Below are 25,568 nucleotides of genomic sequence, written 5' to 3'. Positions count from 1 at the left end.
ACGCCCGGACCAGCCGGGCGTTGCGTGTGGTCTTAGACGACCAGGTTGAGCAACATGATGAAGATGATAGCAACAACCGAGATCAGGGTTTCCATCACCGTCCAGGTCTTGAAGGTCTCACCGACGCTCATGTTGAAGTATTCCTTGACCAGCCAGAAGCCGGCATCGTTGACGTGCGACAGGATCAGCGATCCGGCACCGGTTGCCAGTACCAGCAGTTCCTTGTTGGTGCCGGGGATCAGCGCCACCAGCGGGGCCACGATGCCCGCGCCGGTGATGGTGGCGACCGTGGCCGAACCGGTGGCCACGCGGATCACGCCCGCCACGAACCAGGCCAGCAACAGCGGCGAAATCTGTGCATGCACGGCCAGCTGACCGATGGCGGTGCCCACGCCGGAACTGACCAGCATCTGCTTGAAGCCGCCACCGGCGCCGATGATGAGCACGATGGCCGCCGTCGGGGCCAGGCTCTGGTCGACGAATTTGAGCACTTGCTGGCGGCTGAAGCCACGGGCGATGCCAAAGGTCCAGATGGCCAGCAGCAGCGCGGCCAGCAGCGCCACGATGGGGTTGCCGATGAAGTCCATCAGGTCGCGCACGGCGTGGCCTTCAGGCAGGGTGACGTCGACGAAGGTCTTGAGCAGCATCAGGAACACTGGCAGCAGCACCGTCACCAGGGTGGTGGTGAAGCCTGGCAGGTTGGTGGTCTGCGGCTCACGCGCCAGTTGCGCCATCAGTTCCTCGGAGGGCTTGATGTTGACGTAGCGAGAGATGAAGGCACCGAACAAGGGACCGGCGATGATGACGGTCGGCAGGCCCACCAGCAGACCGTAGAAAATGGTCTTGCCGATATCGGCGCCGAAGATGCCGATGGCCAAGAGCGGCCCCGGATGCGGCGGCACCAGGCCGTGCATGACCGACAGGCTGGCCAGCATGGGCATGCCGATCTTGAACAGCGGCACCCCCGAGCGGCGCGCCACGATGAACACCAGCGGGATCAGCAGCACGAAGCCGATCTCGAAGAACAGCGGAATGCCGACCAGGAAGGCGCCCATCATCATGGCCCAGTGCACCCGTTCGCGGCCGAAGGCGCGCACCAGCGTCTGGGAAATCTGGTCAGCCCCGCCGGATTCGGCCATCAGCTTGCCCAGCATGGTCCCCAGGCCCAGCACGATGCCCACGAAACCGAGGACGCCACCAAAGCCGTCCTGGAAGGACTTGACGATCTTGGGCAGTGGCATGCCCGAGATCAGGCCAAGGAAGCCCGAGGTGATCGTCAGGGCGATGAAGGGGTGGATGCGCAGGCGCGTGATCATCAGGATCAGCGCGAGGATCGCAATGACTGCATTGAACAGCAAGGTGGCGTCGTGGCTCATGCCCAGCATGGGATCTCCGATTGCCGATAGCCGATGGCGTACCGAACCGGACATGGGCGCAGCGGCGCGGCCCACCTGGCTGCATGGGGCAAACGTCTCCTGCGGCCTGTCCTGATGGAAGGCACGGCATCTGCACTATCTGCGTAGTGTTTTATTGCGGAACCCGCCGGGATGCGACGAGCTCCGTTCCTGAGTGTGGTATGTCTCAGCCAGCCGCCGCCGTGTGCCCGGAGGTTCGGATGTTAGCGTTAACATGGGGCGCGATGATAACGCTAACATTTTGCAGCGGTCAAACACTTGTTGTGTTGCGGTGCGGCAGAAGCGCGGGCACAGCAGAGGAGGAGGCGATATCCATTGTTTTGCGGAAATACATGAAAGGACTTCCAGGCCGCCAAGAGCGCAGCGCAAGCAGGTATCATGTCGCCACCCTGAACGACCGTCCTCCCCTGCCTCCATGACCCAGCGCGCAGCACCCAAGTCCAAGCCCAAGTCCCCATCCGCCGTGCGTGGCAGCCGTGCCACCGGGCGCGTCACCATCATTGACGTGGCGGCCGAGGCCGGGGTGAGTCCGATGACGGTCTCGCGTGCGCTGAAAAATCCCGGTCTGGTGCAGGAACAGTCACGCCAGCGCATCCTGGAGGCCATCGCCCGGCTCGGCTACGTGCCCAACCAGGCTGCCTCCACCCTGGCTTCGGCGCGCTCGCAGGTGATCGCGGTACTGGTGCCCTCGCTCACCAATGCGGTCTTCATCGAGACCCTCTCGGGCATCCGCGATTATCTGGCCCACGCCGGTTACCAGTTCCTCATCGGCGAGACCGGCTATGCGCGGGCCAAGGAGGAGCAGCTCATCGCCACCTACCTGGCGCATGCGCCGGCCGGCTTCCTGCTCTCCAGCAGCCAACAGCATGAGATCCTCCAGGCGCGTCCCGCCAGCCGCGACATTCCTGCGGTGCGCATGTTCGACCTGGGCCGCAGCCAGCAGGATTTCTCGGTCGGCTTCTCCCAGACCCGCGCCGGTCATGCGGTGGCCAGACACCTGGTGGAACGCGGCTACCGCCGTCCGGCCTTCCTGGCGGCGCAGCTGGATCCGCGCATGATGAAGCGCCGCGAAGGCTTCCGCAAAGGCTTGCTGGAAGCCGGGATCACGCCCGAGATTGAAGTCCTGCTGCCCGAGCCCACCACCGTGGACATGGGTGCGCAACTGCTGCGCCGGGTGCTGGAACAGCATCCGCACTGCGATTCGGTGTTCTGCTGCAATGATGATCTGGCCCTGGGCGCCCTCTTCGAATGCCAGCGCCAGGGCATCAGCGTGCCGCGCGAGATGGCCATTGCGGGCTTCAATGACCTCTCCTGGGCGGCCTGTGCCACGCCCTCCATCACCACCGTGGTCACGCCGCGTTACGACATCGGCTACAAGTCCGCCGAAATGCTGGTGCGCCAGTTGAAGGGCGAAGACATCCCCAAGGGCCGGCTGGACCTGGGTTTCGAGCTGGCCGTGCGCGAGAGTACCTGAAGCGCGACAGTAGCCGACCCGAGCCGCATCCCCCGCATCGGTGGACGAATCGGCGCCAATCATCCATCCATTGTCGTGTCGTGGCTCTGGACAGAAAACCGCCATTCTCTACAATCTCCCAATGTCGTTCGTCCTTGCAGCAATGCAGATGTGCAGCGTCATGTCCTCCATGTGATGCAAGAATGCAGAGAGGCAGCGAGGCAGAGGCGGGCGACATTCTTATAAATAATATCCAGATTCTCAAATCCGGATCACCAGGAGTATCCCTCATGCAGACATTCACCGGTCTTTGCAAACCCGCCGCCATGGCGCTGCTGCCCCTGTGCGGCGCGCTGGCCTTCCTGCCGGCCAGCGCCCAGACGGCGCCCGCTGCGGCGCCCGTGGTCAAGTACGACCTGACCTATGACATCATCAGCCCGGTCCACAGCCAGCACGGCATGGTGGCCACCGAACAGGAACTGGCCACCAAGGTCGGCGTGGATATCCTCAAAAAGGGCGGCAATGCGGTTGACGCCGGTGTGGCCGTGGGCTTTGCGCTGGCCGTGGTGCTGCCCAACGCGGGCAACATCGGCGGCGGCGGTTTCATGATGATCCACGATGCCAAGACCGGCAAGAACGTCGCCCTGGACTTCCGCGAGATGGCCCCGCAGCGCGCCACCCGCAACATGTACCTGGACGACAAGGGCAACGTGGTCCCGGGCCGCTCGCTCTACACCCACCTGGCCGTGGGCGTGCCGGGCACGGTGGCGGGGCTGTCGCATGCGCTCTCCAAGTACGGCACGATGAAGCTGTCGCAGGTCATCCAGCCGGCCATCGAACTGGCCGACAAGGGTTATCCGGTCAGCCGCAGCCTGGCACTGATCCTCTCGGCAGAGCGCGAACACCTGGGCCAGTGGGATTCCTCCAAGGCGATCTTCTTCAAGGACGGCCGCCCGCTCAAGGAAGGCGAGATGCTGGTCCAGAAGGACCTGGCCAGGTCGCTGCGCCTGATCGCCAAGGAAGGTCCGAAGGCCTTCTATGACGGCGCCATCGCCAGGAAGATCGTGGCCGAGATGGACAAGCACGGCGGCCTCATCAGCGCCGAAGACCTGAAGAACTACAAGGTCGTCGAACGCGTGCCGGTCTCGGGCAACTATCGCGGCTACCAGGTCATGTCGATGCCGCCGCCGAGCTCGGGCGGTGTCCACATCATCCAGATGATGAACATCCTCGAACGCTATCCGCTCAAGCAGTACGGTGCCGACAGCGCCCAGACCATCCACCTGATGGCCGAAGCCATGAAGCTGGCCTATGCCGACCGCTCCGAATACCTGGGCGATCCGGATTTCACCAAGGTCCCGGTCAAGGGCCTGATCTCGCGCGCCTATGCCGACGAACTGGCCAAGAAGATCAACCCCGACCGCGCCACGCCCTCGGCCGAGATCAAGCCGGGCCAGCCACAACCGTATGAAAGCGACCAGACCACCCACTTCTCGGTGGCCGACAAGGACGGCAACCTGGTCGCCACGACCTACACGCTGAACCTGAACTTCGGCAGCGGCATCGTCGCCGCCGGCACCGGCATCACGCTCAACAACGAGATGGATGACTTCGCTGCCAAGCCGGGCGTGCCCAATGCGTTCGGCCTCATCGGCGGCGACGCCAATGCGGTCGGTCCCTACAAGCGCCCGCTGTCGTCGATGTCGCCCACCTTCGTGCTCAAGGACGGCAAGCCCTTCCTGGTCACCGGCAGCCCCGGTGGCAGCCGCATCATCACCACCACCCTGCAGACCATCCTCAACGTGATCGACCACGACATGAACGTGGCCGAAGCCACCATCACCCCGCGCATTCACCACCAGTGGGTGCCGGACCAGCTGCGCGTGGAAAAGGGCCTGTCGGCCGACACCCTCAAGATCCTCCAGGACAAGGGCCAGAAGATCAGCGTGCAACCCTCCATGGGCCGTACCCAGACCATCCAGATCAAGCCGGATGGTTTCGACGGCTTCTCGGATCCGCGCAATCCGGATGGCCGTACCCTGGGCTTCTGATGCACTGAACCGGCCACCGAATCAGCCGCCGGATCAGGCGCTGTACCCGGCACCGAACATGGCTCCCGACTGACTGGTCGGGAGCCATTTTTTTGTCGGCATCCCGACCAGCGTCTTGCAGATCAGTGTCGGCACTCAAATAAAAATTCATCTTTTCAGTTGCTCAACTGAACCCGGTAGTCGGCAATAAAAACTTATCGTCCATCTGGCACAATAAATTTCTTCGAGCTCTGGCGAATTTTCTCTCTCGGCAGTCCATCCGATTTCAAGAAACGTACGCCAATCCCTGAAATCCGCTTCCATAGCGACTTTCCAAGCACATCCATCTTTCACTACGCTTTGTTTTTGAATAAATTCAAAAGTAGATAAGAAATATTTCGAGACAAACATCGAAATGCTAAGAGTCGCATTTCGTTAATTTTTTGTTTTTCCCTTTTATTCCCTTGATCCCCTTATCAGGACAAATTCACGCCATCACTATGGCAGGCGTTTGTCACTGAGCACGTTATTTATCCCCTTACGCATTCATGTCGCACCGACATGGCACACCGTCCATGTCGTGCTATCGGCTTGCATTGATCGAGGAGAGCGTGCGTGACCCGATTTCGACTTGTCAATTCCTAGGGAGTACCACCATGACCATCACCGTCCTGAAGCTGTCCGACGCCGACGCCTATCTCAAAAACATCTCGATCAAGACCATCAAGGACGTGCGCGCCCTCGACGTGGACCTGATGCTGATCCTGATGAATGGCGACCGCAGGGCATTGCCGATGTCGACACCATCGACGCGCTGAACCGGGTGGCCAACTCGGCACAAAGGATTGCGCAACAGGGAGACGGGAGTCCGCCAAACCCGGCGCTGACGGTGGAGGACTTCAAAAACCTGGGCTTGGAGGGAGTCACCAGCGAGAACCTGGATGCAATCGCCAGTTCGATCGCCAATCCGCCACCCAACCTGATCGTGGGCAAGGTCGATACGCTGGCCGAAGTCGCGGTCATCATCAGGAACAATATCGGTAGCTTGCAGATCCTGATCAACTATGCAGATGGCAAGACGCCGATCAACGATCAGTTGCTGTCGCAGCTGGAGCCGACTGTCGATAACTACAGGCCGCCCGCCAGCACCAATCTCGGCCTGGTCGTCAATGCCGACAACCTGCACGCCATCAACAGTGCCCTGCGGGCGGTGGGCGGTACCGCGGTCAACGCATGGACCAAGGTCAATGCCATCGCCCAGTCCTACCAGCGCATCCTGAACGCAGCCGATGGCACCGGCAACAATACCGAACTGCTGCCCACGCTGGAGGACTACACCCGTGTCGGGGTCAAGGCGCTCAATGCGGTCTTCACCAATGGGAACAACACCGATACCGCAGGCCGCAGCAATGCACTGAGCCTGCTCAACGAAGTACTCGATGCCAGCCCGCGCACGCGCGTGGCGACCGTGCCCGCGCTGGAGAGCCTGGCCGGCATCGCCGCGCGCGCCGTGCGCCTGGCCAGGGAGAAGGAAACCGCCCTGAGCGCCAGCGACATCAATGAACTGCTCAAGACCACCCTGACCGAAGATCAGATGGAAGTGGTGCGCTCAGGCATCACCGGTACGCGCGATGATGGCAGCCAGGTCCGGACCATCGACAGCCTCAATGAGGTCAAACAGAAGGCCCTCGACGCCTCCGCAAAAATCAGGGCCTACGCCGACAGCATCACCAACCCGGCACCGACCAGGACCGACTATCAGAACCTCGGCATCGTCGGCATCGACGATACATTGCACGTCACCGCCATCAACAGCGCCTTGGCGACCTCCAGGATCAATGGGGCTGCCGTGGCCAGGCCGCGTGATCTGCAAACCATTGTCGATGCCTATCTGCGCATCCTCAATGAGGCCGGAGATACCACCAACGCCGCACCCGATCCCACTGCCGCCGACTATGCCGCCATCGGCGTGGAAGTGACTCTCCCCGCCAACGCCGCGCAGTTGCTCAATTCGGTGCTGCACGGCAAGACGGTCGACGACATCAACACCGTCACCAAGATCAACATCCTGGTACAGGCCGCCAACGCCATTCACGCGCTGGCCAAGGGCAAGATCGAGGCCCTGGATGCCACGCCCTTGACTGAAGAGGCGCTGGCCCGCCTCCAGAGCCAGTTGACCACGCTGGGGGTGAGCGCGCCGCCCAGCGGCACCCTGCAGGCCGTGATCGGCGCGATCCGGCTCAGTCCTGACGGCGGCCAGGATATCGACAGTCTGGTGAAGCTGCAAAACCTCGCCACCAAGGCCCAGGATGCGCAGCTCAAGATCAACGCCTACGCCGACGACGACAGCAAGCCCGTCCCCGATGCGACTGACTATCGCGCCATGGGGGTGGACAAGATCGATGGCAGCAATCTGGCGGCCATCAATTCCACCCTGGCCAGCCCGACGGTGCAGTCAGCCCAGACCGCCAGTCCGCGCCTGGTGCAGTCCATCGTCACGGCTTACGAGCACATCTTCCAGGCCGCCGATGGCACAGAGTGCCAACACGACCAGCAGTCTCTTCAGAAGCGAGGTCGCCGCGCTGGTGGCCAACTATGCGCGCGCCGATTCCAATGGCAAGGCGTTTCTGGTCTATGCCGCCAGTTTTTTGATGGAGGAATTGATACGAACCCCACACCCGATCCCGCCAGCGCCACAGCTCGCCGCAGGCAGCGCTCCCTGCCAGGACCCGCCGAGTGCCTGGCACCCCACGCCTGACTCCTGAGGCCCGATGAGGCCGAGGCACCCAATGTCCCCTGAGAAAGGAACCCCATGCACAACCAACTGATTCAGCAGCCCCTGTCCGATGAAGAACTCGACGCCCTCAGCGAGCTCCTCGACAACATGAAGCCGTGGGCCATGAACATCGAAATGCTCGACGGCTTCTTTGCCGCGCTCGTGTGCAGTCCGGAGGTGGTGCTGCCGGGCGAGTATCTGCCGGTCATCTTTGGCGGTGAACCGGCCTTTGACAGTGAAGACCATGCCTGCACGGTACTGAGCCTCATCATGCGCCACTGGAACACGATTTCCTCGGCCCTGCATCGGACGATGAGGCAAGGTGGTATCTACCTGCCCGTGTTGATGGTGGATGAGCACGGCATGGTCGGCGGCAACGATTGGGCCTGGGGCTTCATGCGCGGGGTGCGGTGTCGTCCGGCGGGGTGGCACACGCTGATGGAGACCGAGGAGATGAGTGAGTGCATGTTGGCCATCATGGTCCTGCTGCATGAGCACTCCCCCGATCCGGCAACGCGTCCACCGGCCATCGCTGCGGACCGTCGGGAGGAACTGCTGCACACCATGATGACGGACCTGACGCAGATCTATCGCCACTTCGCCCCGCAGCGCCAGCAGAGCTATGGGCTGCCCATGCACTGCAAGGGCTTTGTGCTGGATGACGAACGTGCCTGTCCTTGCGGAAGCGGGCAGAAATACAAATACTGCTGCGCGGTGCGCACGCCCACCCTGCATTGAGACCACGCCATCCGGCAGGCGCACTCGGCGATGCGGCTCAGTCGCGCGCGTCCAGTGTTTTGGGATAGACCTTCACCAGCACGATCTTCGGTCCCGACATGCGTTTGATGACCACATCGAAGGCGGGGAACTCGATCTTCTGGCCTTCCTTGGGCAGGTCGCCCAGTTTTTCCATTACCAGGCCGCCGACGGAGTCGATACTGTCGTCATACTCGATGTCGATGCCCAGCATGTGTTCCAGGGTCACGATGGGCAGGCTGCCCTTGCCCAGCAGGGTGCCGTCATCCTGGCGGCTCCATTCGCCGGTGTTGTGGCGGAATTCGTCACGGATCTCGCCCACCAGAAAACTGAGCATGTTGTCCAGCGTGATGAAACCCTGTGGCGGCTGGCCCTTCTTGCCGATGATGGCGAAGTGCGGCATGCCGGTACGGAAGCGCCGCAGCAGGTCCAGCGCCGGCAGGGCCGGGGAGATGAACTGCACCGGGCGCAGGTAGTCTTTCAGGTTGCTGATGGCGCGGCCATCCTGCTGCGCCAGGAACACATCCTTGAGGTGCACCAGGCCCAGCACCTGCTGCCCCTCGGCGTCGAAGTAGGGGTAACGCGAATAGCGGTTGCGGTAGATGATGTCGAGGTTCTCTTCCAGGCTCTTGTCATCGCCCAGGGACACGATCTCGCTGGCCGGACGCATGATGTCGGCCACGTCCAGTTCGGCGAAGTTCAGGCTCTGCGCCAGCACGTTCCATTCATCGCGGGTGAACTTGCCACTCTTGCCGCTCTTGCTGCCGGCACGCAGGATGAGCTTGAGTTCGTCCGAGGAATAATGCGCATCGTGACCATGACCGGCCCCCAGCCCGGCCACGCGCAGCAGCCAGTTGGAACTGGCGTTGAGCACCCAGATCAGCGGATACATGCCCCAGTAGAAGCCGTACAGCGGTACGGCACACCACAGGCCCAGCTTCTCGGGGCTGCGGATGGCCATGGACTTGGGCGCCAGCTCGCCGGCCACGATGTGCAGGAAGGAAATGACGAAGAAGGCGAAGACGAAGGACACGCCGTGAATCAGCTCCTGGTTGGTCACGCCGACCAGCGTGAAGAGTGGTTCGAGCAAGCGGGCGAACGCCGGCTCACCGATCCAGCCCAGGCCCAGCGAAGCCAGGGTGATGCCCAGCTGGCAAGCGGAGAGGTAGGCATCGAGCTGGTTGTGGACCACGGCCAGGATACGGCCGCGCATGCCTTGTGTCTTGGCGATGGCCCGGATGCGCGTTTGACGCAACTTGACCAGACTGAATTCTGCTGCAACGAAAAAACCGTTCAACGCAACCAGGAAGAAGGCTGCGACGATCAGCAATATGTTTTCCAACGAGGGTTCCTATCGGGGTTGTCAACGGGCCCGGACGCCGTGAGCGGGTCCGGACTGCGTAATTTAACACGCATGTGGCTTGGAACCTGATTCGTTGTCAAAAAAGCATCTATGCACAGGCCGCATGAGGATGAGAGCCTGCGCGCACGCCTGACCGGTGCAGCGGCTCCACCTGGAGAGGGCAGGCGGCAGCGCGGATGGCTGCCACTCCTTCTACTCAGGCCAGCCTGCTGGCTACGCGGCAAAGCCTTCCAGCACAATCTTCCCCTTCGCCTTGCCCGACTCCAGCAAGGCATGCGCACGCCGCAGGTTCTCCGCGCTGATGCGTCCGTAATGCTCCCCGGTAGTAGTACGCAACACGCCCTCATCCAGCAATCGCGACACTCGTTGCAGCAGCTCATGTTGACGGATCATGTCGGCGGTCTGGAACATCGAGCGGGTGAACATCAGCTCCCAATGCAGTGAAATACTCTTGCGCTTGAGCGGCACCGCATCCAGCGTGGCCGGGTCATCAATCAGCGCGAGCTGGCCTTGCGGCGCGAGCACGTCGATGATCTGCGCATAGTGCTCATCGGTGTGGGTCAGGCTGATGACGATATCGACCGCCGGGATGCCCAACTGCTCCAACTGCGGCTTGAAGGGCTGGCTGTGGTCGATCACGTGATGCGCGCCCAGCTCGCTCACCCATTGCGCCGTGTCCTTGCGCGAGGCGGTGCCGATCACGGTCAGTTGCGTGAGCTTGCGTGCCAGCTGGGTCAGGATCGATCCAACACCACCGGCAGCCCCGATGATGAGCAGGCGCCGTCCCTGCCCCGCTCCTTCGGCCACGCCCACGCGGTCGAACAACAGTTCCCAGGCGGTAATGGCGGTCAGCGGGATGGCGGCGGCGTCAGCATGGTTCAGGCTGGCGGGCTTGCGGCCGACGATGCGTTCATCGACCACGTGCAATTCGCTGTTGGCGCCAGGACGGGTGATGTCGCCGGCATAGAAGACTTCATCGCCCGGCGCAAAGAGCGTAACCTTCGCACCGACCGCGCGCACCACGCCGCTGACGTCCCAGCCCAGCACACGGGCTTGGCTGGCGCTGGCGCGGATCTTGGTATCGACCGGATTGACGGAGATGGCCTTGACCTCCACCAGCAGGTCATGCTCGCCGGGGACGGGATCGGGCAAGGTGGTCGCGGACAGGGAAGCAGGGTCGTTGATGGCCTGGGCTTGCGGGTTGGTGATGATGGCTTGCATGGAAAATCCTTCACGGTATTGATCACTGGACGGAGGATATCTTAGGATAGCGCCCACCCCTCAACCACTCCCGGGTTCGCGAAAGAGTTTCTTCATACAGACGAAAATCCACCCCTTCCGGGATCCCCCCGCATCGGCTCAGGCCAAATGCGGCTTGATCACCGCCGCCAACTGGTCGAAGGCGCGCGCAATCTCATCATTGGGCACGCTCGCATACCCCAGCAGCAATCCCCGTCGCGCTCCCCGTGCAGCCATGTAGTACCGCGACAGCGGACGCACGACGATGCCCGCCGCCAGCGCCTGTTCACAGATAAGCACATCGTCGCACTCCTGCGGCAAACCCAGCACCAGGTGCAATCCGGCCTCGCCGCCGGTGATGGTCATCTTCTCGCCGAAATGACGATTGATGGCCTGCTGCAGCAGTTGCAGCCGCTCGGCATAGAGCACGCGCATCTTGCGGATGTGCGAAGCGAAGTGGCCCTCGGCCATGAAGTCGGCCAGCGTGGCCTGCAAAAATACCTGACCGTTGCGATACAACTCCGCGATGCCGGTGGCAAACGCCTTGGCCAATGACTCCGGTACCACCAGAAAACCGATGCGCAGCCCCGGAAACATGATCTTGCTGAAAGTGCCCATGTACAGCACCCGGTCCTGCGTATCCATGCCCTGCAGCGAGGCCAGCGGACGGCCGCCGTATCGGAATTCGCTGTCGTAGTCATCCTCGATGATCCATACCTTGTGCGTGGCCGCGTACTCCAGCAGCATGCGCCGCCGCGACAGGCTCATCACCATGCCCAGCGGATACTGGTGCGAGGGGGTGGTGCAGATGAAGCGCGGAGGACGGCGCAGATTGGCCAGCCGCATGCGCATGCCCTCCTGATCCACCGCAATGGGCACCGACTGGATGCCCAGCGAATTGAGTACGCTGCGGGTGCCCCAGTAGCACGGGTCCTCCACCCAGGCGGTATCACCATGCTCGCCCAGCAGCTTGACCACGATGTCGATGGACTGATGGATGCCGGTGGTGATGAGCACCTGCGAGGGCGTGCAATTGACCGAGCGCGCCACGCGCAGGTACTCGGCAATCTGCTCGCGCAGTCCGGCATAACCGGCACCGGGGCCATAGGTCAGCAAGTCCGAACTGGAACGGCGCCAGTGCTTGTTCTGCAGGCGTCCCCAGATCTTGTGCGGCACACAGGTCACATCAGGCACGCCCGGCATGAAGGCGCCCCACTGGCGTTCGCCCACGCCGGCCTGGCGCGTGAGCAGGGCCCCGCGCGCCGAGAGTTCGGACTTGCCGGAAGGGTCGGTCAACGGCTCCTTGCGCTCCACCGCCTCGGGAATCTGGTCGGGTGCCGTATCGGCCACGAAGGTGCCGGACCCGGTGCGACTCTCCAGATACCCCTCGGCCAGCAACTGTTCATAGGCATAGGTCACCGTGTTGCGCGAGGTCCCCAGCTCCAGTGCCAGGTCACGCGATGAGGGCAACTGCATCCCCGCAGGCAAGGTGTGGGCCAGGATGGCCTCACGGATCAACTGGTAGATCTGGCGATTGACGGGCATGCGTTCACTGCCGGATTTCCCGTTTTTAAGGGACTTCGCTGCGCCGCTTTCACGGCTGCTCGCGGCCTTGCCCTTGCCCGGTGCGGGCCTGACCGGCGAACGATTGATGCGCAGCAGCAGATAGTCGGACAAGGAGGCGAGTTTCAAGTGGCACCATCAAATATTTGAAATTGGCTCTATATTACAGTGCCACTGCGGTTTTATATTGTTTCCCGATTCAGCAATTTCCTGCCCATTTCTGCGCCCTGAGGCGCCATTCAACGAAGCAAGATCGGAGCAAGCCATGACCAGCAAGGCCACCAACCAAGCGCTGCAAGAACGAAAGAATGCCGCCACCCCGCGCGGCGTCGGCGTGATGTGCGACTTCTACGCCGAACGCGCGTCCAATGCCGAGCTGTGGGACGTGGAGGGCCGCCGCTTCATCGACTTCGCCGCCGGCATCGCCGTGCTCAACACCGGCCACCGCCATCCCAAGCTGCTCGACGCCATGCGCGCCCAGCTCGACAAGTTCACCCACACCGCCTACCAGATCGTGCCCTACGCCAGCTACGTGGAACTGGCCGAGCGCATCAACGCGGTGACCCCGGGCAACTATCCCAAGAAGACCGCCTTCTTCTCCACCGGCGCCGAGGCCGTGGAAAACGCCATCAAGATCGCCCGCGCCCACACCGGCCGCCCCGGCGTGATCGCCTTCGCCGGCGGTTTCCATGGCCGGACCATGATGGGCATGGCGCTCACCGGCAAGGTCGCGCCCTACAAACTGGGCTTCGGTCCCTTCCCCGGCGACGTCTTCCATGCCCCCTACCCCAGCGCCTTGCACGGCATCACCAGCGAGGATGCGCTGGAGGCCGTCAAGGGTCTCTTCAAGAGCGACATCGAAGCCAAACGCGTGGCCGCCATCATCCTGGAACCCGTGCAGGGCGAAGGTGGTTTCTATGCTGCCCCGGCCGACTTCATGCGCGGCCTGCGCGCCATCTGCGATGAGCACGGCATCCTCTTGATCGCTGATGAAGTGCAGTCCGGTTATGGCCGCACCGGCAAGCTGTTTGCGATGGAACATTACGATGTCCTGCCCGACCTGATGACCATGGCCAAGAGCCTGGCCGGTGGCATGCCGCTGTCGGCGGTGTGCGGTCGCGCCGAGATCATGGATGCACCCGCCGCCGGCGGCCTTGGCGGCACCTATGCGGGCAACCCGCTGGCCATTGCCTCGGCACTGGCGGTCTTGGATGTGATGGAAGAAGAAAAACTGGTGGCCCGTGGTCAGCGCCTGGGCGACAAGCTGCAGGAGCATCTGAAGGAACTGCGCTCGACCGTGCCGCAGATCGCCGAAGTGCGCGGCGTGGGTGCGATGGTGGCCGTGGAGTTTGCCGACCCCGCCACCGGAAAGCCGGATGCGGACTACACCAGGAAGGTCCAGCAGCATGCTCTGAACAATGGCTTGCTGCTGCTGTCCTGCGGCAGCTACGGCAACGTGATCCGCTTCTTGTTCCCGCTGACGATTCCCGATACCGTCATGGATGAGGCACTGGGCATCCTGTCCAAGGCGATCAAGCTGGCCTGAGTCTTGCATTGCAAGGCAGCTTTCAGCAGTGGGTTAGAAGGGCCGGACGAAGTATCCGGCCCTGAGGATAAGAGAGGATCGATGATGGCAGCTCATGCAATGAAGCAATCGGCGCAAGCACACGCGCCGGCCGCCGGCAGCGGCACTGACGTGCTGGTGCAGTTCTGCGGCGTGAAGAAAACCTACGATGGCGAAAACCTGATCGTCAAGAATCTGGATCTGGAGATTCGCCGTGGAGAATTCCTGACCCTGCTGGGCCCCTCCGGCTCCGGCAAGACCACTTGCCTGATGATGCTGGCCGGTTTCGAGTTCCCGACCGGCGGCGAGATCCGTCTCGATGGCCAGTTGCTCAACCGTGTGCCGCCCCACAAGCGCAACATCGGCATGGTATTCCAGAACTATGCGCTGTTCCCGCACATGACCATTGCACAGAACGTGGCCTATCCGCTGTCGGTGCGCAAGATGGACCGCGCCACCCGCGAAGCCAAGGTCAAGCAGGCGCTGGACATGGTGCAGATGGGCAAGTTCGGCGACCGCTATCCGACCCAGCTCTCCGGTGGCCAGCAGCAGCGCGTGGCGCTGGCCCGCACGCTGGTGTTCGATCCGCAACTGGTGTTGATGGATGAACCGCTGGGCGCGCTCGACAAGCAACTGCGCGAACACATGCAGCTCGAACTGAAGGCCCTGCACAAGCGCCTGGGCGTGACCTTCGTCTACGTCACCCACGACCAGAGCGAAGCGCTCACCATGTCGGACCGCGTGGCCGTCTTCGACCAGGGCGTGATCCAGCAACTGGCCCCGGTCACCGAGCTCTACGAATATCCCGACAATCAGTTCGTCGCCAACTTCATCGGCGACAACAACCGCTTCACCGGCACCGTGGAATCCGTGCAGGGCGAACACTGCACGGTGCGCCTGGCCGATGGCACGGTGGTCACCGGACTGAACGTGCATCGCGCCCATGCCGGACAAACCATCGCCGCCTGCGTGCGTCCGGAACGCATCCGCCTGGCCGCCGGCGGCAGCGCCGAACCCAACAGCATTCGCGCCACCATCGCCGGGCTGATCTATTTTGGGGATCACGTGCGCGTGCGCTGCACGGTCACGGGGCAGGACGATTGCTTCGTCAAGCTCTCACTGTCCGACCCGGCCCTGGCCGGACTGAGCGAAGGCAGCAGTGTGGTGCTGCACGTGGCGCAGGACCGTCTGCGCTGCTTCCTCTGATTTTCAGATACTCCCGTTTACTTAGTTTTTTGAGTTATTCCGTTTTTGTTCTTTTGTCGCACCTGATGTTCAGCAGTCCCGTTCGAAGAGCAAGGCAACCCAGAATGCCGCTCGGTTTTTACCAAGTTCAACACCGTCAACACAGTCAACACGCACGATAACCAACGAGGAACAACAATGAAACGCCTGACACCCGCCCTGCTGTCCCCGCTCTTCCTGGGCTTGCTGTTTTCCGGTACGGCTTCTGCCGCAGAACTGACCCTGGTCAACTTCGGTGGCGCCAATGGCAATGCGCAGAAGGTCGCCTACGTGGAGCCCTTCGAGAAGAGCACCGGCACCAAGGTCGTGACCGCCGAGTTCAACGGCGAACTGGCCAAGGTCAAGGCCATGGTCGAGACCAAGAAGGTCAGCTGGGACGTGGTGGAAATCGATGGCGGCGACTTGACCCGCGCCTGTGACGATGGCCTGATCGAAAAGCTGGACCTGGTCAAGACCATCAAGAAGAACGACTACATCCCCGAAGCCACCGTCAGCGAATGCGGCATGGGTGCCTTCGTCTGGTCCACCGTGCTGGCCTACAACGCCGACAAGCTCAAGACCGCGCCGACCAGCTGGGCCGATTTCTGGGATACCAAGAAATTCCCCGGCAAGCGCGGCATGAAGAAGAGCGCCCAGTACAACCTGGAGTTCGCGCTGATGGCCGATGGCGTGCCGGCCAAGGATGTCTACAAGGTGCTCTCCACCAAGGAAGGCGTGGATCGTGCCTTCAAGAAGCTGGACCAGTTGAAACCCAACATCCAGTGGTGGGATGCCGGCGCCCTGCCGGCGCAGTTCCTGGCCTCGGGTGACGTGGTCATGGCCAATGCCTACAACGGCCGTATCGACGCGGCCCAGCGCGAAGGCAAGAACCTCAAGGTGGTGTGGAACGGCAGCGTCTATACCCTGGATTACTGGGTGATCCCGAAGGGTTCGCCGAACAAGGCCCTGGCCGAGAAGTTCATCAGCTTTGCCAGCCAGCCGGAAAACCAGAAGGTCTACGCCGACAACATCGCCTACGGTCCCGTCAGCAAGGGGGCCTTGAAGCTGCTCGACGCCAAGACCCTGAGCAACCTGCCGACTTCTCCCAACAATGCCAAGGATGCGTTGAAACTGAGCCTGCAGTTCTGGACCGACCACGGCGAGGAACTTGAGCAGCGCTTCGCTTCCTGGATCGCGAAGTAAGCCTGCATGCTGCCCGACAGCGATCCCGCCTGCGCTGGCCGGATCGCTGTCTTGAATTCCGCTGCCACCGGACACCCGAGACATGACCACCATCGCCACCCGCTCCGCCGCCGCCATGCCCCTGGCCGAACCTGATCCGCAGCAACTCAAGCGCGACCTGCGCGCCGCCCAGACCCGCAAGCGCCTGGGCGCAATGGCCCTGATCGCACCGCTGGCGATCTTCCTGCTGCTGACCTTCGTGGCCCCCATCGTGGTCCTTCTGCAGCGCGCCATCGAGAATCCGGAAGTCGCCACCACCCTGCCACAGACCGTGGCGGTCCTGTCGAAGTGGGATCGCCGCTCGGCCCTGCCCGACCAGGCCTATTCCGCCCTGGCAGAAGACCTGGCCCGCGCCAAGGAAGACACCACCGCCGGCAATCTGGCGCGGCGCCTGAATATCGAATTCGCCGGTGCGCGCTCGCTGGTGATGGGTACGACACGTGCCATGCCGCTGCGCGATGCCGATGGCAAAGCCTTGAGCCCGGCTGCCGCGCGCGAGGCCATCATCGCCCTCAATGAACAATGGGGCCAGCCCGAGGTATGGCGCGTGATTGCCCAGAACGGCTCGCTCTATTCTCCCTACTACCTGCTGGCTTCGCTGGACCTGCGCCAGAACGTCTTCGGTGATATCGAAGCTGTCGCCCCCGAATCGGCCATCTACCGCACCATCTTCGGCCGCACGCTGTGGATGAGCGCAGTGGTCACCATCATCACCCTGCTGCTGGCCTATCCGCTGGCCTACTGGCTCTCCACCATGCCGGAGCGCCGCGCCAACCTGCTGATGATCCTGGTGCTCATTCCCTTCTGGACCTCGATCCTGGTGCGCGTGGCCGCCTGGATCGTGCTGCTGCAATCGGAAGGACTGGTCAACAAGGCGCTGATGCTGACCGGTCTCACGCACTCGCCGCTGGAGCTGGTATTCAATCGCGTGGGGGTCTACATCTCGATGACCCACATCCTGCTGCCCTTCATGATCCTGCCGCTCTACAGCGTCATGAAGTCGGTGCCGCCCACCTATCTCAAGGCCGCCGTGTCGCTGGGCAGCCATCCCTTCGCCGCCTTCTGGCGCGTGTACGTGCCGCAGACCTATCCGGGCATCGGTGCGGGCGTGCTGCTGGTGTTCATCATGGCCGGTGGCTACTACATCACACCGGCGCTCCTGGGCGGACCGAATGAACAGATGGTGAGCTACTTCATCGCCTACTTCATCAACACCACCATCAACTGGGGCATGGCCTGTGCCCTGGGCAGCCTGTTGCTGGCGGCGACCCTGGTGCTGTACGGCGTCTATCGTCGCTTTGCCAAGGTCGATGTGGGCATGAGCTGAAGCCATTGAAGAATCCACCGAAGAATTCAGGAAATACACCATGAACAAACCCCCTCTGTTTCCGCCCTACACCTCGCTGGTGGAACGCGCCTGGTTCTTTGCCTCGCGCAGTTTCAACCTGCTGGTACTGCTGTTCCTGGTCTTGCCTATCCTGGTGATGATTCCGCTGTCCTTCTCCGACAGCAGTTTCCTGATGTATCCCATCCAGGGCTTCTCGCTGCGCTGGTACGAGAACCTGTTCACCTCCGACGAATGGGTGCGCGCCGCACAGAACAGCTTCATCGTCGCTCCGGCCGCGACCGTCATTGCCACCGTACTGGGCACGCTGGCGGCGGTCGGGCTGAACAAGGCCGATTTCCGTGGCAAGGGCATCGTCATGGCGATTCTGATTTCGCCCATGATCGTGCCGGTGGTCGTGGTGGGGGTGGGCGTGTATCTGTTCTTCGCGCGCATCGGTCTGGCCGACAGCTACCTCGGCCTGATCCTGGCGCATGCGGCGCTGGGCGCACCCTTCGTGGTCACCACCGTGCTGGCCACGCTGCAGGGCTTCAATCACAACCTGGTGCGCGCCAGCCTGAGCCTGGGGGCGAGCCCCTTGCGCACCTTCTTCCGCATCACCTTGCCGGTGATTGCGCCGGGACTGATCTCGGGGGCTTTGTTCGCTTTTGCAACTTCCTTCGATGAAGTGGTTCTCACCCTGTTCGTGGCCGGGCCCGAGCAAGCCACCCTGCCGCGTCAGATGTTTGCCGGCATCAAGGACAACATCAGCCCGACCATCGCCGCCCTGGCGACGATCCTGATCGTGTTTTCGACCTGCCTGCTGCTGGCCCTGGAATGGCTGCGCGGGCGCAACAAGGCCGCAGCGCGCTTCTGAGCCCTGTACCTTCCCTGACGGAGAAACGACATGCTGCAACAACTCAACGATCCTTCCCTGCTGCGTCAGCAGGCCTATCTGAACGGCCAGTGGTGCGATGCCGACCAGGGTGCCAAGCTTGAGGTCCACAATCCGGCCAATGGCACCCTGCTGGGCAGCGTGCCCATGATGGGCGCGGCCGAAACCCGCCGCGCCATCGAAGCCGCCAACGCCGCCTGGCCGGCCTGGAAGAAGAAGACCGCCAAGGAGCGCAGCGCGATCCTGCGCCGCTGGTACGAACTGATGATGGCCAATGCCGACGACCTGGCCCTGATCATGACCGCCGAGCAAGGCAAGCCGCTGGCCGAGGCCAAGGGCGAAATCGGCTATGCCGCTTCCTTCATCGAGTGGTTTGCAGAAGAAGGCAAACGCACCTATGGCGATACCATTCCCTCGCCTTCGCCGTCCAATCGCATCGTGGTCATCAAGGAAGCCATCGGGGTCTGCGCGGCGATCACGCCGTGGAATTTCCCCGCTGCAATGATTACCCGCAAGGCCGGCCCGGCACTGGCCGCGGGTTGTCCGATGGTCTTGAAGCCCGCTGAAGCCACGCCTTTCTCCGCGTTGGCCCTGGCCGTGCTGGCCGAACGTGCCGGTGTGCCGGCGGGTGTGTTCAGCGTGGTCACCGGCACTCCCAAGGAGATCGGTGGCGAGATGACCTCCAACCCCATCGTGCGCAAGATCAGTTTCACCGGCTCCACGGGCGTGGGCAAGCTGCTGATGGAACAGAGTGCATCGAGCATCAAGAAACTCTCGCTGGAACTGGGCGGCAATGCGCCCTTCATCGTCTTTGACGATGCCGACCTGGATGCTGCCGTGGAAGGGGCGATTGCCTCCAAGTATCGCAACGCCGGTCAGACCTGCGTCTGTGCCAACCGGATTTACGTGCAGGATGGGGTGTATGACGCCTTCGCTGCCAAGCTGGTGGAAGCGGTCAAGAAACTGAAGGTCGGCGATGGCATGGAGAACGGTGTGACGCAAGGTCCGCTGATCAACGAACAGGCCGTCAGGAAGGTCGAGCAGCACATCGCCGATGCCGTCGCCAAGGGCGCGCGCGTGCTGCTGGGTGGCAAGCGTCATGCGCTGGGTCACAGCTTCTTCGAGCCCACCGTGCTGGCTGAAGTGACCCCGGCCATGCAGGTGGCGCGTGAAGAGACCTTCGGACCGATGGCACCGCTGTTCCGTTTCAAGACCGATGAGGAAGCGGTGGCCCTGGCCAACGATACCGAATTCGGCCTGGCCAGTTATTTCTACTCACGCGACATCGGCCGCATCTGGCGTGTGGCCGAAGGGCTGGAGTCGGGCATGGTGGGGATCAATACCGGGCTCATCTCCAATGAGGTCGCGCCGTTTGGCGGGGTCAAGCAGTCGGGATTGGGGCGTGAAGGATCGCACTATGGGATCGATGATTATCTGGTCGTGAAGTATTTGTGCATGGGGGGGATCTGAGCGGCCAGATGGCTCACCACATCCACTGACCCGCGCCGGTAGTTTTGCATTACCGGCTGCAAGCCGCCGCGCCGCTGTGACTGCAGTCGCGCGGCGTTATTGTTTCTGGCCTGCACACAGATAACCTGGGAAGCTTACCCGGCATTAAAGATGCAATATCGCTTTTTCAATGGAAATGCCCCCACGTCGCCATATAAAAGAGCGATTTCACACTTTTAACTTGAGCTGGGCAGGAATGTTGCGATAATAGTGCAATATCACACGCTTAGGATGCACCATGAAAGTCACCTCGCCGCGAGAACTGGGTAGCGTATTGCGCGCCGTGCGGGTAGGCCTCAACGTGCCTCTGGCCGACCTGGCAGAGACATTGAACACTTCACAAACCTTGTTGCGACGGCAGGAACAGGGCGAGGCGACGGTAGCGGTAGAGAAACTGTTTTCGGCCATGCGCGAACTGGGCATTGAACTGCACCTCTCGCTGCCCCCTGCCCTCGACGAACACGCCATTGCTGCCTCAGCACAGGATAGCAAGCGCAGGCGGGCACGCCCATGAACCGGCAACTCGACGTGTTCATTGATGAGAAGCGGGTGGGCCAGCTGTTCGAGAACACGGGCATGTGGCGGGGAAACGGGGGGACACGACTGAAAATGAAATACTCAACTAGCATCTGTCACGCCTGGTCAAACGCGCTGGACGTCGCAGCCGGAAGAGAGATGGTTATGAGATTGCGTTTAATACTTACCCTTGGCTCTTTTATCGGTTGCTCGGACACCGTTGCTGATCTAGGTGCCGTCGAGAAAGAATGCTGTTCAGATCAATCTACGACATCATTTACAATTATCATGAGCGCGTCTATCTTGTGAAGCGGTAGAAATTGCGAGCGTTAGGGAGCGACATTAGACGAATCGCTTATAGGTCGTAGGGGGCGGGGAAGTGGGCACCGCGATCGATCAATAATGAGATTAAAGAGATTCTCAAAAGAAAAGATTTCAAAGGCGCCTTCAGATGCTTAATAAGTCAGAGTTCAGTTTGCTCATGAAGATTGTGAACAAACATAAGTGGTTGCTTGATAAAGCTGATGCGCTAGCTGATCTAATTTTTGAAAGTTGTGCTTCTTGGGATGAGAGAGCGCTTATTGAGACCTTGCTCGACAGATTCATGGTCGTTAGTCCTGATCAATTTATTGAGCACGTAAACGAGTTGGTTTTAGAAGTTATGACCATTCCGCATATCGACCCCAAAGAAACAATTGTTGCGGCAATGGCGGCCGACTCCAGTCCAGATAGTTCCCAATTTTTGGTGCAGCAATTGAAGGTAAAGTTTCAAGAAAACGGATGGGGTGACGTCAGAATTGTGAACACCTTTGGAACTGCATTTAGAGAATCTAAACGAAGTGGCTTTTCTCGCAAAAACGTAATTCTAGTCGATGAGTTTGTGGGATCGGGAGTAACTGCGAGTGGTAGAGCCGAGGAAATTAAAAGGCAGTTCGCGGAGGTGAATCAAAATGTTCAAATATTCGTTCGCTCTGTTTTTGCGTCTGTTGTTGGTGAAGACTTTTTGAAGAGAAGTGCTGTAGATTTTGTCGCAACCTATAAGGTAAAAAGGGGTATTTCTGATTTTGAGCCAGAGCCAGATAGAACTGCTAAGGTTGATATGATGTTGGAGCTAGAGAGTCGCTTATCTGATACTGCGGGCTCACACAAGCTCAGTGAGTGCTCTCTAGGCTATGGTAAGACAGAAAGTTTGTTTGCGATCATGAATCAAAACCTACCGAACAGCGTCTTCCCTATTTTCTGGTGGCCGACTACCCAATTGGGCTTGAACCGACAACCTCTGTTCACAAGGTGGCTGGGATAGCTATATGGACACAACGAAGGTCAATGAGGTGGGAGTTAAAATACTCCACGAGATTTACAAGGCAGAGGGACAAATAACTTCGTATGCCTTGTTTAGAAAAATGAAAATAGCCATTTCGGAATTGATGAAAGCGCTACTGGATTTAACTTCTAGAGGTTATATCCGTCAGGACGGAGAGAAGCTGATCCTCCTTCAGGAAGGAATTCGTGTTCTGTTCAATGTGAGAAGGACCTCCGAGGGAGGCTCGATCCCGGAAAAGATGATTCGCAAGGTATCTTTAAATAGGGACTCTTTTTATATTCCATCTTTGTCTAGAATGGACAGAGCTGTAGTTGGCCGAAGAAAGATATGATATTGTCTCCAATGAGGAAGAGGTAGTAGCTAGTGTTAAGGAGTGGTGTCGCTCCGGTTGATAAGGTGAAACTATGCCTGCGCCCGAAAATTTATTCTAAATTTGTCGGGGGGAGACTACGATTGGCAATGCCAATCGTAGTCTCATCTGAACCTTACTTTTGTTCGTCTCGAACAAAAGTAATCTTCAGATTTCAGCTAACGTACAGTAGGTAGCATTTCCTCTTCCTCGCTACTCGTTTAAATTTATGACGCTACTGGAATGGAAGAATTACTTCCAAGATAGAGGTATTGAGCCTGATCTAGCCAAGAAATACCTAGCGTATATCAAGGGTCTTCAAAAAAATAACTGTCCAGTTATTTTTGAGCTAGACCATCTGTCCCAGCTATTAGAAATTGATCTCAATTACCTAGCGAGAATGATATCTGCGTCTGGCAATTTCTATCGATCATTTCATATACCGAAGAGGTCGGGCGGCGTTAGAGAGATCTGTGCTCCGCATCACTCCCTTTTGTCATGCCAGCGCTGGATTCTCCAAAATATACTCAACAATATAGATCTGCATCCGGCAGCTCATGGTTTTACTGCGGGGAAATCAATAAAAACAAACGCCATTTCACACTTGAATTCATCTGCCATCTTAAAGATGGATCTGGAGAATTTTTTTCCGTCGATTCCCCAAGCTTGGGTAATTCAAGTCTTCAAGGAGTTTGGGTATGCTCCCAATGTCTCCTACTATCTATCGGCTCTTTGTTGCTGTGATGGAGCCCTGGCTCAGGGCGCGGCTACTAGTCCAGCGCTCTCCAACTTAATACTGCGAAGCTTAGATAAAAGATTATCGAAATTAGCGCGTACTTGTTCTCTGATATATACGCGCTACGCTGATGACCTAACTTTCTCTGGAAAGCGAATCCACTTTTCTTTGCCGATTAAAGTAGAGGAGATAGTTAAAGAATTTGGATTGAAGGTTAATACAAAAAAAACTAGGCTTAAGTTAACCCATGGAGCCCGCATCGTCACAGGAATTTGCATAACTAACGGAAAACTATCTGTCCCCAGGGAGTACAAACGAGAAATTAAGAATGATCTATTCTTTATAAGAAAATTTGGCTATCTATCGCATATTGCAAATAGAAAAATTAAAAATCCTAATTATCTTAGTTCACTTCTTGGGCGAATTTCATTTTGGCTATTTGTGGAGCCAACGAATGAGTTTGCTATCAAGGGACGTAATACAGTCCTCGAATTGATGAGGAGCTGAAAGCTCGCTAAGTTAAGATAGCCTCGGTGCGCAGGAAATAACTAAACAGTTCCATCAACAACACACCTCAGATTTTCCGGATAGATTTATCATTACCCGCCTGTGAGTAAACATCAAATTCGGAGAATTAACTATGTTTTTTTCTTTTGGAACCCCCGAACTGCTTAGTTCGATTGGCAGCAAAGTAGAAATAGCCGCTGCCAAATCCAGAATCCAAATTGCTGTAATTGATGATAATCCCTTTGCGCCTCGCGATGCTCTTTTAGCTCATAACTTCCGCCTCGCGGAAATTGGTCACGATATTCGGACTGTAGATCAGATTGCAGCCTATCCAATTGTGATATGCGATGTCGGCGGTGTTGCGAAAGCACTTGGCAGCCCCCTTGAAGGAGCACACTTGGTGTCTGAGATACGCAAGACGTTCCCTGACAAATTCTTGATAGCATACACTGGTTTGACGTACAGCCTTAGTATCACTAATGCACTTACCGCTGCGGATAGACGTCTGGAAAAAGATGCCAGTGTTGATATTTGGGTCAAGGCGCTGGAAGACGGTATCGAGGAAATTTCCAACGCACGTAATCGGTGGGTCCGCCTGCGGCGCTCGCTGCTGGAGCGTGGTGTCGAAATTTACGAAATTTTCCGACTTGAACAGGCTTTTATTAAAGCCGTACAAAAAAACAAACCGAACTATCTAGAAGAGGCAGCTAAATCCGCGCCAATTAGTAGCGAAGTTAAAGATTTGGTCGTTAAATTCTCTGCTACGGCGGTTGCCTCTCTTATTGGAACCGCATTAGGGGTCTAACGTAATGCGATACGACAAACAACTAAAAAAACAACAGGCCATACAAGAAGAACTACAGACCTTGCGTGCGGAAAACGAGAGTCTCAAAAAAGAAGCATCAACAATGGGAGAAGTACTTAACAGTACCCTTCACGAAGTCCGGAGATTTAGCGCACTGGTATCTAAATTTGCAGAGCGTCTCAGTAGAGAGACCGAGGAGCAGCCTCAGATAAACCAGACAGCACTTTCTGTTCTGTACACAGCGGGAATGATCTCTTCTCGATTGGCGTACACCGATATTGAGCTAAATCCTAGAGCACTGGAAAGCCAAATACCTGTTCGCTCAGGAATTTACAAAAAATTTGATAAAGCTAAGCGAATTCTGGCCGAAGCAGCTAGGGATAAAAAGATTACCGTTACTCTTATAGGAAAATCACTGACAGAAATTGAAACATTGCCGGTCTTCGAGCTTCTACCATTCGTACTTATTGAAAATGGCATTAAGTATTCCCCACCAACCCAAACGGTAGAGATTCACTTTGAGCAAATTCATAATAGACAGGTGGTAAGAATCAAATCTATCGGTCCAACAGTCAATTCTGCAGAATTGCCAAACCTATTCGATAAAGGATTCAGGGCAGCAAGTACGTCAAATATGCCGGGTGATGGGCTCGGCCTGTTCTTAGCGAAAAGAGTCTGCGAGTACCACGATATTAGTATATCGCTGCACTCTGGACCAAAGAGTAGTTACCAAATCGGAGGCATAGACTACTCCGAGTTCGAAGTCACAATGCGTTTCCCCGCACCCTAAAGAGCCAACCCATTGGTTGTTCTTTAGTTTTAAGAGTATGAGTCGATTTGCATGCAACTGACCCACTCAGATGCTTTAATATCAGATGATGAAATTTAAACGAAACCGTCATCGCTAACCTATTTCTACTCAGATTAGATAACAACAATATGGCGGAGAGAGCACTTTGTAATCGGAGCAGCTCGTGC

At 58.9% G+C, this 25,568-nt stretch carries 22 protein-coding genes; 18 read left to right on the top strand and 4 right to left on the bottom strand.

The annotated features are described in order from the left end of the window. Positions 1–32 precede the first annotated feature (32 nt). Entirely contained in the window at positions 33–1,385 is a 1,353-nt protein-coding gene (locus GWL_RS02190) for a GntP family permease (protein WP_008326201.1), read from the bottom strand. 445 nt (positions 1,386–1,830) lie between these two features. Between GWL_RS02190 and GWL_RS02185 the strand changes: the two genes are divergently transcribed. The 5 genes from GWL_RS02185 to GWL_RS02170 all read left to right on the top strand — a co-directional run bounded on the left by GWL_RS02185 (position 1,831) and on the right by GWL_RS02170 (position 8,412). Further along, positions 1,831–2,889: a LacI family DNA-binding transcriptional regulator gene (locus GWL_RS02185; protein WP_008326199.1), complete on the top strand. Its 1,059-nt coding sequence runs from the start codon at positions 1,831–1,833 to the stop codon at positions 2,887–2,889. A gap of 269 nt (positions 2,890–3,158) precedes the next feature. Next, positions 3,159–4,919, top strand: a complete 1,761-nt coding sequence (gene ggt, locus GWL_RS02180) for a gamma-glutamyltransferase (protein WP_008326197.1) — start codon at positions 3,159–3,161, stop codon at positions 4,917–4,919. A gap of 635 nt (positions 4,920–5,554) precedes the next feature. Then, positions 5,555–5,716 (top strand): hypothetical protein, encoded by a 162-nt coding sequence (locus GWL_RS23580; RefSeq protein WP_008326195.1) that lies wholly within the window; start codon positions 5,555–5,557, stop codon positions 5,714–5,716. Positions 5,717–5,787: 71 nt separating this feature from the next. Beyond that, positions 5,788–7,656: a hypothetical protein gene (locus GWL_RS23575; protein WP_008326194.1), complete on the top strand. Its 1,869-nt coding sequence runs from the start codon at positions 5,788–5,790 to the stop codon at positions 7,654–7,656. Positions 7,657–7,710: 54 nt separating this feature from the next. Then, positions 7,711–8,412: a UPF0149 family protein gene (locus GWL_RS02170; protein ID WP_008326193.1), complete on the top strand. Its 702-nt coding sequence runs from the start codon at positions 7,711–7,713 to the stop codon at positions 8,410–8,412. 37 nt (positions 8,413–8,449) lie between these two features. Here the strand turns inward: GWL_RS02170 and GWL_RS02165 are convergent, their stop codons facing one another. The 3 genes from GWL_RS02165 to GWL_RS02155 all read right to left on the bottom strand — a co-directional run bounded on the left by GWL_RS02165 (position 8,450) and on the right by GWL_RS02155 (position 12,724). Then, positions 8,450–9,772: a hemolysin family protein gene (locus GWL_RS02165; protein ID WP_008326192.1), complete on the bottom strand. Its 1,323-nt coding sequence runs from the start codon at positions 9,770–9,772 to the stop codon at positions 8,450–8,452. Between the two features lie 234 nt (positions 9,773–10,006). Beyond that, positions 10,007–11,014: a zinc-binding alcohol dehydrogenase family protein gene (locus tag GWL_RS02160; RefSeq protein ID WP_008326191.1), complete on the bottom strand. Its 1,008-nt coding sequence runs from the start codon at positions 11,012–11,014 to the stop codon at positions 10,007–10,009. A 138-nt stretch (positions 11,015–11,152) separates the two neighbouring features. Continuing rightward, positions 11,153–12,724, bottom strand: a complete 1,572-nt coding sequence (locus GWL_RS02155) for a PLP-dependent aminotransferase family protein (protein ID WP_034349844.1) — start codon at positions 12,722–12,724, stop codon at positions 11,153–11,155. Positions 12,725–12,860: 136 nt separating this feature from the next. On the opposite strand from GWL_RS02155, the gene GWL_RS02150 reads away from it, so the two are divergent. The 13 genes from GWL_RS02150 (at position 12,861) to GWL_RS22835 (ending at position 25,380) form a co-directional block, all read left to right on the top strand. After that, positions 12,861–14,141, top strand: a complete 1,281-nt coding sequence (locus GWL_RS02150; RefSeq protein WP_008326189.1) for a 4-aminobutyrate--2-oxoglutarate transaminase — start codon at positions 12,861–12,863, stop codon at positions 14,139–14,141. A gap of 99 nt (positions 14,142–14,240) precedes the next feature. Beyond that, entirely contained in the window at positions 14,241–15,365 is a 1,125-nt protein-coding gene (locus tag GWL_RS02145; protein WP_192811552.1) for an ABC transporter ATP-binding protein, read from the top strand. A 177-nt stretch (positions 15,366–15,542) separates the two neighbouring features. Next, positions 15,543–16,586, top strand: a complete 1,044-nt coding sequence (locus tag GWL_RS02140; RefSeq protein WP_008326187.1) for an ABC transporter substrate-binding protein — start codon at positions 15,543–15,545, stop codon at positions 16,584–16,586. An 82-nt stretch (positions 16,587–16,668) separates the two neighbouring features. Continuing rightward, positions 16,669–17,952, top strand: coding sequence for an ABC transporter permease (locus GWL_RS02135; RefSeq protein ID WP_008326186.1), 1,284 nt, complete (start codon positions 16,669–16,671; stop codon positions 17,950–17,952). A gap of 40 nt (positions 17,953–17,992) precedes the next feature. Continuing rightward, a complete protein-coding gene (locus tag GWL_RS02130; RefSeq protein WP_008326185.1) occupies positions 17,993–18,826 on the top strand; it encodes an ABC transporter permease in 834 nt (277 codons plus the stop codon). A 30-nt stretch (positions 18,827–18,856) separates the two neighbouring features. Further along, entirely contained in the window at positions 18,857–20,314 is a 1,458-nt protein-coding gene (gene gabD / locus GWL_RS02125) for an NADP-dependent succinate-semialdehyde dehydrogenase (RefSeq protein WP_008326184.1), read from the top strand. Positions 20,315–20,591: 277 nt separating this feature from the next. Next, the gene (locus tag GWL_RS02120; RefSeq protein WP_008326183.1) at positions 20,592–20,867 is read left to right on the top strand and encodes a hypothetical protein; all 276 of its coding nucleotides are present in this window, start codon (positions 20,592–20,594) and stop codon (positions 20,865–20,867) included. Next, entirely contained in the window at positions 20,864–21,178 is a 315-nt protein-coding gene (locus GWL_RS02115) for a hypothetical protein (RefSeq protein WP_034349835.1), read from the top strand. Before GWL_RS02120 ends, GWL_RS02115 begins: the two co-directional genes overlap by 4 nt. A 142-nt stretch (positions 21,179–21,320) precedes the next feature. Further along, on the top strand, positions 21,321–22,172 hold the full coding sequence (locus tag GWL_RS02110) for a hypothetical protein (RefSeq protein WP_034349833.1): 852 nt from the start codon (positions 21,321–21,323) through the stop codon (positions 22,170–22,172). Positions 22,173–22,176: 4 nt separating this feature from the next. Further along, a complete protein-coding gene (locus tag GWL_RS02105) occupies positions 22,177–22,524 on the top strand; it encodes a hypothetical protein (protein ID WP_034349831.1) in 348 nt (115 codons plus the stop codon). Positions 22,525–22,771: 247 nt separating this feature from the next. Continuing rightward, positions 22,772–23,785: a retron St85 family RNA-directed DNA polymerase gene (locus GWL_RS22840; RefSeq protein ID WP_081486016.1), complete on the top strand. Its 1,014-nt coding sequence runs from the start codon at positions 22,772–22,774 to the stop codon at positions 23,783–23,785. Positions 23,786–23,918: 133 nt separating this feature from the next. Further along, entirely contained in the window at positions 23,919–24,590 is a 672-nt protein-coding gene (locus GWL_RS02100; protein ID WP_034349828.1) for a hypothetical protein, read from the top strand. 4 nt (positions 24,591–24,594) lie between these two features. Beyond that, positions 24,595–25,380: a sensor histidine kinase KdpD gene (locus GWL_RS22835; RefSeq protein WP_081486015.1), complete on the top strand. Its 786-nt coding sequence runs from the start codon at positions 24,595–24,597 to the stop codon at positions 25,378–25,380. Positions 25,381–25,568 lie beyond the last annotated feature (188 nt).

Source organism: Herbaspirillum sp. GW103 (assembly GCF_000261365.1).
Lineage (GTDB): Bacteria > Pseudomonadota > Gammaproteobacteria > Burkholderiales > Burkholderiaceae_D > Herbaspirillum.
Note: the sequence above shows the minus strand (reverse complement) of the source record. Positions and strands in the feature narration are given on the sequence as shown.

What these genes read in the sequence shown, in the direction of transcription:
- GWL_RS02190 (WP_008326201.1), bottom strand. Translation starts at nt 1,385, where the DNA reads ATGCTGGGCATGAGCCACGACGCCACCTTGCTGTTCAATGCAGTCATT.
- GWL_RS02185 (WP_008326199.1), top strand. Translation starts at nt 1,831, where the DNA reads ATGACCCAGCGCGCAGCACCCAAGTCCAAGCCCAAGTCCCCATCCGCC.
- ggt (WP_008326197.1), top strand. Translation starts at nt 3,159, where the DNA reads ATGCAGACATTCACCGGTCTTTGCAAACCCGCCGCCATGGCGCTGCTG.
- GWL_RS23580 (WP_008326195.1), top strand. Translation starts at nt 5,555, where the DNA reads ATGACCATCACCGTCCTGAAGCTGTCCGACGCCGACGCCTATCTCAAA.
- GWL_RS02170 (WP_008326193.1), top strand. Translation starts at nt 7,711, where the DNA reads ATGCACAACCAACTGATTCAGCAGCCCCTGTCCGATGAAGAACTCGAC.
- GWL_RS02160 (WP_008326191.1), bottom strand. Translation starts at nt 11,014, where the DNA reads ATGCAAGCCATCATCACCAACCCGCAAGCCCAGGCCATCAACGACCCT.
- GWL_RS02150 (WP_008326189.1), top strand. Translation starts at nt 12,861, where the DNA reads ATGACCAGCAAGGCCACCAACCAAGCGCTGCAAGAACGAAAGAATGCC.
- GWL_RS02145 (WP_192811552.1), top strand. Translation starts at nt 14,241, where the DNA reads ATGAAGCAATCGGCGCAAGCACACGCGCCGGCCGCCGGCAGCGGCACT.
- GWL_RS02140 (WP_008326187.1), top strand. Translation starts at nt 15,543, where the DNA reads ATGAAACGCCTGACACCCGCCCTGCTGTCCCCGCTCTTCCTGGGCTTG.
- GWL_RS02135 (WP_008326186.1), top strand. Translation starts at nt 16,669, where the DNA reads ATGACCACCATCGCCACCCGCTCCGCCGCCGCCATGCCCCTGGCCGAA.
- GWL_RS02130 (WP_008326185.1), top strand. Translation starts at nt 17,993, where the DNA reads ATGAACAAACCCCCTCTGTTTCCGCCCTACACCTCGCTGGTGGAACGC.
- gabD (WP_008326184.1), top strand. Translation starts at nt 18,857, where the DNA reads ATGCTGCAACAACTCAACGATCCTTCCCTGCTGCGTCAGCAGGCCTAT.
- GWL_RS02120 (WP_008326183.1), top strand. Translation starts at nt 20,592, where the DNA reads ATGAAAGTCACCTCGCCGCGAGAACTGGGTAGCGTATTGCGCGCCGTG.
- GWL_RS02115 (WP_034349835.1), top strand. Translation starts at nt 20,864, where the DNA reads ATGAACCGGCAACTCGACGTGTTCATTGATGAGAAGCGGGTGGGCCAG.
- GWL_RS02110 (WP_034349833.1), top strand. Translation starts at nt 21,321, where the DNA reads ATGCTTAATAAGTCAGAGTTCAGTTTGCTCATGAAGATTGTGAACAAA.
- GWL_RS02105 (WP_034349831.1), top strand. Translation starts at nt 22,177, where the DNA reads ATGGACACAACGAAGGTCAATGAGGTGGGAGTTAAAATACTCCACGAG.
- GWL_RS22840 (WP_081486016.1), top strand. Translation starts at nt 22,772, where the DNA reads ATGACGCTACTGGAATGGAAGAATTACTTCCAAGATAGAGGTATTGAG.
- GWL_RS02100 (WP_034349828.1), top strand. Translation starts at nt 23,919, where the DNA reads ATGTTTTTTTCTTTTGGAACCCCCGAACTGCTTAGTTCGATTGGCAGC.
- GWL_RS22835 (WP_081486015.1), top strand. Translation starts at nt 24,595, where the DNA reads ATGCGATACGACAAACAACTAAAAAAACAACAGGCCATACAAGAAGAA.